Below are 4,757 nucleotides of genomic sequence, written 5' to 3' on the forward strand. Positions count from 1 at the left end.
ACCTCATTTGGCGAAGATAGAGAAGGGAATATGTGGTTCGGAACCAGTGGTTCTGGGTTGTTTAAATATGGTGGCGATAAGTTTGTGGCTTTTAACGAAGAGAGCGGATTAGGCGGAAATATAGTACGTTGTATCTTTGAAGATAGCAAAGGTGATGTTTATATGGGGGATGATAATAATACGATTTCTGTTTATGACGGCACAAAGTTGGAATTATTAGAATCTTCTGCAAAAGCCAATATGCCCCAGTCACGGAAAATGATTGAGTTAAAAAACATAACAAAAAAATACGAGATAAATAAAAATAATGTAGTGACAGCACTTCAAGATATAGACATGAAGATACAAGAAGGTGAACTTGTGGTTTTAAAAGGTGCTAGTGGAAGTGGAAAGAGTAGTGTTCTTTCTCTTATCGCAGCACTTAGCAAACCAACAAGTGGTGAAGTCATAGTAGATGCTAAGCATATATCTAAACTTCCTGATAACTTTGCATCTGAGTATAGACGTGACAACATAGGCTTTATATTTCAAAATTATAATCTTATACCTACTCTTAGTGTAAAAGAAAATATTTTACTTCCTCTAGTTCCATTGAACCCAGATGCTAAGGTTGCAAATGAAAAACTAAACCGTGTAATGGAAATGTTTAAGATAAATCATAAAGCCGACTCTATCATTAAAAACCTATCGGGTGGAGAACAGCAACGTGTTGCAATTGCTAGAGCAAATGTAAACGACCCTAAGATAATTATTGCTGATGAGCCTACGGCAAATCTTGATGAGAAGCTTTCACTTCACTTTATAGAGATGCTACGAGAGTTAAAGTCTTTAAAAAAGACTATAGTAGTTGCTACTCATGATCCGCTATTTTTTGATTTAGACTTTGTAGATAGAACTATAGAGATGCATAATGGAGTTTTAGTTTGATACTTACACCAGAAGTCTTAGCAATCTTCATACTAAATGCTTTATTTGCTTTTTTTGGGATTATTGCTTTTGTATTGAGTGTTAAGATATATTTAAAATGGAATTTAAACTCAGTAAGTAAAGAGCAGTACACTTTAGAAAAACAGAGTTACCTTGGTGCTACAATTATCAAATATATATTTATCATCAAAGTGCCTCTGTTCTTGTTTTTTGTATTTACACTAGATAAGATATCAAATGTACTAACTGGTGCTATGTGTGGCGCAGGAGTCGTAGATGCAACGGGTTATGGCATACCTCTTTTTATACTCAAAATTTTAAATATATACATATTCGCATATTGGATTGTACTTCATAATGAAGATATGAAACATGAAAACCAACCATATACAAAACAGAAATTTGGTTTTTTCATTTTAGCTTTTTTCCTATTCATTACTGAGTTAATCGTTGAAGGACTCATGTTTAGTTCTATTGAGATTGATAAGATGGTAAGTTGTTGTGGAACTCTGTACTCTAGTTCTTCAACTTCTGCAATTTCTAGCATTTTTGCTATTGATTCAACACTCTTAATCTCTATCTTTTATGGAGTATTCTTACTAATAATCTTTTTTTATTTTATAAAAAATAAATATCTTTTTGCTATAAGTAATGCCTTTTTTGTTCTTATATCTTTAGTGACTCTTATTGTGTTTTTTGGAACTTATATCTATGAACTTCCTTCTCATCATTGTCCATTTTGTTTTTTACAAAGCGACTATTACTTTGTAGGATATCTTATATACACTCTCCTTTTTATGGGAACCTTCTATGGTCTCGTAGTTGGATTTATTGACTCAAATCAAGAAAATAGAGTCAAAAACTATAAAATATCTCTGATATTTAACACTCTTTATGTTATATTACTTACTTCATATGTGATGATATATTTTATAAATAATGGGGTCTGGCTTTGATTGTTAAGTATTTAAAAGTTTTATTAATTTTTGTTATTGGAATTACGTTTTTAGCTTGTGAGAAAAAAGTTGAAAAAGGTGTCTCAGAAGTTCACTGGGATAGAGATATGTGTAGTAGATGTGTTATGGTTGTGAGTGATAGAAAAAATACTGTACAAGTAAGAAACCCAGAGACATCAAAAGCATATATGTTTGATGACATTGGTTGTATGGCTCTTTGGTTTGAAGACGAGAACATTGAGTGGAAAGATAAAGCTATAGTTTGGATTACAGATGTGAAATCTGGAGAGTTTATAGATGCAAGAGTTGCATTCTATGACACAAACAATATTACACCAATGGCTTATGGTTTTTCTGCACATATATCAAAAGACAGCATCACAGAGGGTGAAGAGATTATCTCCTATGATGAAGTTATAAACAGAGTTGTAAAGATAGGAAAATGAGATTAAAATTAAAAAATATAGATATGTTCAAAGACTTGGACGATGAGACACTTCAAAAGATAGAAAAGTTCTCTACAGAGCATACTATTTCAAAAGAAAATATTGTCTTTTATGAAGGAGACGATTCTAAATATCTATATGTTTTAGCATCTGGAGTTATTAAACTATATAAAACTTCATCAAATCATAAAGAGATAGTTTTAAAATATTTTCATGAAAATGAATTTATAGGAGAGGTTGCTAACTTTGAACAAATCCCTTATCCTGCAACAGCTAAAGCATACTCTGATGTTGAAATAATAAAGATAGATTTTGATAAGTTAAAAGGGATTATTTATTCTAGTCCTGAACTTTCATTTATTATACAAACTTCTTTAATCAAAAAGATAAAAAATCTTGAAACTATAATATCTACTAACTTGGTTTTAGACTCAAAAGAGAGAGTAGCAAAATATATTTATAATCACTCAAAAGATTTTTTTCAGACTAAAAATATTCTTATTGCAGAAATTTTAAGTGTATCTCCAGAGACACTCTCAAGAATTTTAAAATTCTTTAAAGATCATGATATTATAGATGTAAAGACTAAAAAAATAGATAGAGAAGCACTAGTACAATATTTCGAGTAAGGTAGAAAAATGATAATATCAAATGCGATTGTTTGTGATGTTAATGGCGAATATAAATCTGACGTACGTATAGAAGATGGCGTTATAACAGAACTTGGGTGTGATTTAGTAGGTAGCGATACTATAGATGCTAAAGGCTCATACTTTTTACCACTCTTAGTAGATACAAATGTACGCCTTCTAGACTCAACACTAAATTCAAAAAATATTAAAGCAATCTCTAAAGAAGCTCATCTTGGTGGAATAGGGCATGTCATTTTAAATGCTGATAGTACTCCTGCAATAGACAATGAAGTAGTTTTAGAGTTTGCTCAAAATGGACTGCATAACCTAGAGGGTGCAAAAATAGACTTGATGCTAAACTCTTTGAAAGAGGATAGTACACTTAGTAATATTGCTATCCTTTTAAAAAGTGGTGCTGTTGCTCCATATATGAGTACAATTGCAAAAAATGATGTAGCAATTAAAATAGCAGAATATGCACAGATGTATGATGTAACTCTTTTTTGTAAAGCCGAAGATAATTCTCTTATAAAAAGTGGAGTTATGTTAGATGGTGATATAAGTTCAAAACTTGGACTTGCTGGTATTCCTGATTTGAGTGAAGTCCTTCATGTCTCTCGTATGATAGAGATTGCAAGGCATTTTAATATTAAGATACTCTTTAAGTCTATAGCATCTCCTCGTTCAATCTCTCTTATAACTAAAGCCAAAGAAGATGGTGTAAATGTTAGATGCGAAGTTTCTATCCATCATCTAAGTAAATCTGATGAGGCTTGTGAAGGTTTTAATACTACAGCTAAGCTCGATCCACCTTTAGCATCTAAAACAGATGTAAAGATTCTCATAGAAGCACTCAAAAACAAAGAGATAGACATCCTTACTACTCTTCATCAACCAAGCTCACCACTAAACAAAGAAGTAGCTTTTTATGATGCAGATTATGGGTGTGAAGCACTATCAGATGCCATGCCTCTTTACTATACAAAACTTGTTAAAACTGGACTTATTACAATGTCAGAATTAGTGAAACTAACATCACGTAACCCTGCAAAAAGTATAGGTATAGATGCCGGAGAGATAAGAGTAGGAACTCAGGCAAAGGCTTTTCTTTTTGACATAAAAGCAACAAGAGAAGTTGAAAATGAGCAATCTTTATATAATGGTGATAAATTAACTGGAAAAGTTATTAATTTATTCACTATAAAATAAGCTATATATTCAATGAAAATAATAATATTAGATGATTCAATAACTATTAGAATGATACTTGAGTCTTTTTTGGAAGATTTTGATGTGAAAGATGATGAAATATTCTCATTTGAAAATGGTCATGAAGTTATAAAATTTATTAAAGAGAATGGTGCAGATATAATTTTTTCAGATATTAATATGCCAAAGATGGATGGTTATGAGTTTGCAAAACTTACATTTGAAATAATGCCAAGTTTAAAAAACTCTTTTTTCTGTATAAGCAGTGATGAAAGTACTGAAATGTTTACAAAAATGAAAGAAATAGGTGTACATCGTTTCTTGAAAAAACCTATTAACGAGCTTCACTTTAGACATTTTATACTTCCAGAAATAATTAAACGACGAAAGTAAAGAAGACTAAGCGACTATTTTCTTACTTATCTCTGGATCATAACACTTCTGAATATATATACCTGCAATTGCTAAAAATATACCAGTTACAGAACTTATAATGAACCCCTAAAACTGAACCAGTAAAATTTGTTTTCTTATTTCAAAAATGATAAAATTGAAATAGAAAATATAGGGATTAAATATGAGTGTAA

The 4,757-nt window shown here is 30.9% G+C and carries 6 protein-coding genes and 1 pseudogene; all 7 read left to right on the forward strand.

From position 1 onward, the window contains the following. Positions 1-30 precede the first annotated feature (30 nt). Positions 31-168: pseudogene (locus tag QZZ48_RS15860) on the forward strand (two-component regulator propeller domain-containing protein); the annotation flags it as partial. Positions 169-258: 90 nt separating this feature from the next. Then, complete coding sequence (locus QZZ48_RS14035) at positions 259-927, forward strand: ABC transporter ATP-binding protein (RefSeq protein WP_294966887.1); 669 nt, start codon at positions 259-261, stop codon at positions 925-927. After that, positions 924-1,883: a hypothetical protein gene (locus QZZ48_RS14040; protein WP_294966882.1), complete on the forward strand. Its 960-nt coding sequence runs from the start codon at positions 924-926 to the stop codon at positions 1,881-1,883. Before QZZ48_RS14035 ends, QZZ48_RS14040 begins: the two co-directional genes overlap by 4 nt. Continuing rightward, positions 1,880-2,329: a hypothetical protein gene (locus QZZ48_RS14045; RefSeq protein ID WP_294966883.1), complete on the forward strand. Its 450-nt coding sequence runs from the start codon at positions 1,880-1,882 to the stop codon at positions 2,327-2,329. Before QZZ48_RS14040 ends, QZZ48_RS14045 begins: the two co-directional genes overlap by 4 nt. Then, complete coding sequence (locus tag QZZ48_RS14050; protein WP_294966884.1) at positions 2,326-2,958, forward strand: Crp/Fnr family transcriptional regulator; 633 nt, start codon at positions 2,326-2,328, stop codon at positions 2,956-2,958. Before QZZ48_RS14045 ends, QZZ48_RS14050 begins: the two co-directional genes overlap by 4 nt. A gap of 9 nt (positions 2,959-2,967) precedes the next feature. After that, positions 2,968-4,170 carry an amidohydrolase family protein gene (locus QZZ48_RS14055; protein WP_294966885.1) on the forward strand — a complete coding sequence of 401 codons (1,203 nt, stop codon included), beginning with the start codon at positions 2,968-2,970 and terminating at the stop codon, positions 4,168-4,170. A gap of 12 nt (positions 4,171-4,182) precedes the next feature. Beyond that, a complete protein-coding gene (locus tag QZZ48_RS14060) occupies positions 4,183-4,563 on the forward strand; it encodes a response regulator (protein WP_294966886.1) in 381 nt (126 codons plus the stop codon). Positions 4,564-4,757: the final 194 nt, after the last annotated feature.

The sequence above is a fragment of the Sulfurimonas sp. genome, assembly GCF_016744025.1.
In the GTDB taxonomy this organism is placed as follows: Bacteria; Campylobacterota; Campylobacteria; order Campylobacterales; family Sulfurimonadaceae; genus Sulfurimonas.